The following is a 2,447-nucleotide window of genomic DNA, read 5'->3' on the forward strand; positions in this document are numbered from 1 at the left end:
GCCTGGTCGCGCGGCGGGACGGCGCTGACCGCGGGACGGCGCTGACCGCGCTCCTCGGTGCGGCGGGCTGTGCCGTGTTCACCGCCGTGTCGGCCGCGGCGGCGGGCGGCGCCCTGGGCGTGGGGAGGCTGGCCGAGTTCGGCCCGGTGTGGTGGCAGGCGGGGGCCGCCGTCGTCGCCGGTGGACACGGGCAGGGCGTGCGCGGCGGGCGCCGCGGCGCGGGACGGGGCCGTACGGGCGGTCCAGTTCTCCGCGGGCAGGACGTCGTACAGCTCGAAGTCGTCCTCCAGGTCGAACACGTCGAGCGTGGCCCCCGCGGCCACCGCACCGCCGGGCCCGGCCTCCGCAGCCCCGGGGGCGTCCTGGCGCGCGTCGGCGTCCGCACCGGAGCGGTCGTCCCCGCCGCCCCCGCGCCCCACGCGCTCGCTCCGCGGCACCCGCACCCTCCAGGCCCGGATCCCCAGCGCGAGCGGGACGGCGAGCGCCGCCGTCCAGACGAGCGCGGCGGCCCCCGCCTGCCACCACACCGGGCCGAACTCGGCCAGCCTCCCCACGCCCAGGGCGCCGCCCGCCGCCGCGGCCGACACGGCGGTGAACACGGCACAGCCCGCCGCACCGAGGAGCGCGGTCAGCGCCGTCCCGCCGCGCGACCAGGCGTCGTCCCGTTCGCCGTACGCCGGGGCCGCCGCGCCCGCCGTACGCCAGGCGATCAGCAGGGCGGCCGCCACCGGGACCGCCGCCCCGGCCCAGTGCACGGCCTCGCCCGGACCGCGGCCCGGCAGCGCGGCGAGCAACGGGAAGTCCGGGAGCGCCGGCTTCCCGGTCAGTGCGAACGGAGTCGCCGTCGCCCCCGTGCCGAGCGCGAATCCCGGCCCCAGCCCGTAGGCCGCGCCCCACACCGCCGCGTTCGGCAGCAGCGCGACGGCCAGCAGCACCACGGCGAGCCGGCCCGACCAGTCGTCCGCGAGGCCGACCAGCGACGCCTGCGCCGCGGTGCCGTGCCACGCGAGGGAGGAGAGGGCCAGCACCGCGCCGCCGCCGAGCAGGACGCAGGTCGCGCCGGCCGCGGAGCGCAGCGCCACCGCCGCCCGGGTGCGCGCGAGGGCCACCCGCAGCCCCCGGGGGAGCCCGCCGGGCAGCGGCCCGAACGGCCGGCCGTGCGCGCTCCACGCGCCGAAGGCCGCCGCCCCGAACGCCACGAGCGGCAGGTGCACCATCGCGCTCACCGGCAGCGCGGCGAACGGACCGCCCGCCGCGTAGAGCACCACCGGTGCCGCGACCAGCATGTATCCGCTGGTCGTCGCGGCGAGCACGGCCGAGACGGACGGCGCGGGCCGCTCCTCGGCGTGCGCGTCGGTCCGCTCCAGCGCCTCACGCGCCGCCCGGTGCGCGAGCCACACGGGCAGCACGGTGAGCAGCAGCGGGACGACGCCCATCGGGGCGGTGACGCCGGAAACCGTGTCCGCGCGGACGAGTTCGGCGCCGTGGGCGAGCAGCCAGGTCGCGGCCGCGACGCGCAGCGCGCCCCCGGAGCCGCTGTCCGGGTAGGGAGAGCTGATCCACAGCACCATCACGAGCACCGTGATCGCGCCGAGTCCGAGACCGGCGGCCGTCGCACCCCGCACGAAGGCGCCCACGACGGCTCCGGACGCGCTTCCCTGAACGGCGGCCCGGTGTTCGGGGACCGCGAGGCTGTGGTCGGTCGTCTGGGTCACGCGGCCATGCTGCCAACGACACGCGCTTGGTCCGCGTAACGGGCGAATGACCGTTGTGTCGCACAAAATACGTTTGTCTAATTATCTGCCTGCTAGAGCGCTGCATGGAGCCTCAGATGACTCAGAGCACCGCACCGTCCGCGCCCGGGTCGCCCTTGCCGCCGCCCAAGGAACGCCGCAGGCTCCGCGAGGCCCGCTCCCTGACGGAGGCTCAGGTGGCCGCCGTGGTCGGCGTCACCAAGGCGACCATCAGGTCCTGGGAGACCGGCCGCACCAGCCCCCGGGGACGCAAGCGCGAGATGTACGCGAAGGTGCTCGCCGTCCACGAGGCGGACCTCGCCGGATCACCGGCAGCGGCGGCCGTGCCGGGAGGCTCCCCCGCCACGACGGCCCCGGCCCCCGGGCCGGGCGACGGGGCCGGGCCCGGCGGCGACTTGGTCCCGCGCGCGGCCGCCGCGGCCCGGGGAACGGACACGGTCGGCCGCGCCCCCGGTACGACGGCGGCCGGGCCCCTCGCGCCGGACGAGACCGGGCGGCCCACCGGACCACGCGGACGCGACACCACCGCTCCGCCCCACGGCGACGACGCCGGGCCGGTTGCGGCCGCCCCCGCAGCGGCCCGGCGTCGTCGCCGTGGGGCGGAGCGGTGGTGTCGCGTCCGCGTGGTCCGGTGGGCCGCCCGGTCTCGTCCGGCGCGAGGGGCCCGGCCGCCGTCGTACCGGGGGCGCGGCC

General features: G+C 79.0%; 2 protein-coding genes. One reads left to right on the forward strand and one right to left on the reverse strand.

What is annotated here, in order from left to right:
• A partial coding sequence (locus EAO77_RS36725; protein ID WP_187283585.1) for a DUF6350 family protein occupies nucleotides 1-1,715 on the reverse strand: 1,715 nt, incomplete at its 3' end.
• Between the two features lie 116 nt (nucleotides 1,716-1,831).
• Here EAO77_RS36725 and EAO77_RS40820 point away from each other — a divergent pair.
• A partial coding sequence (locus tag EAO77_RS40820; protein WP_261994322.1) for a helix-turn-helix domain-containing protein occupies nucleotides 1,832-2,447 on the forward strand: 616 nt, incomplete at its 3' end.

Origin of the sequence: Streptomyces sp. T39 (genome assembly GCF_008042045.1) — a bacterium.
Taxonomy (GTDB): Bacteria; Actinomycetota; Actinomycetes; order Streptomycetales; family Streptomycetaceae; genus Streptomyces.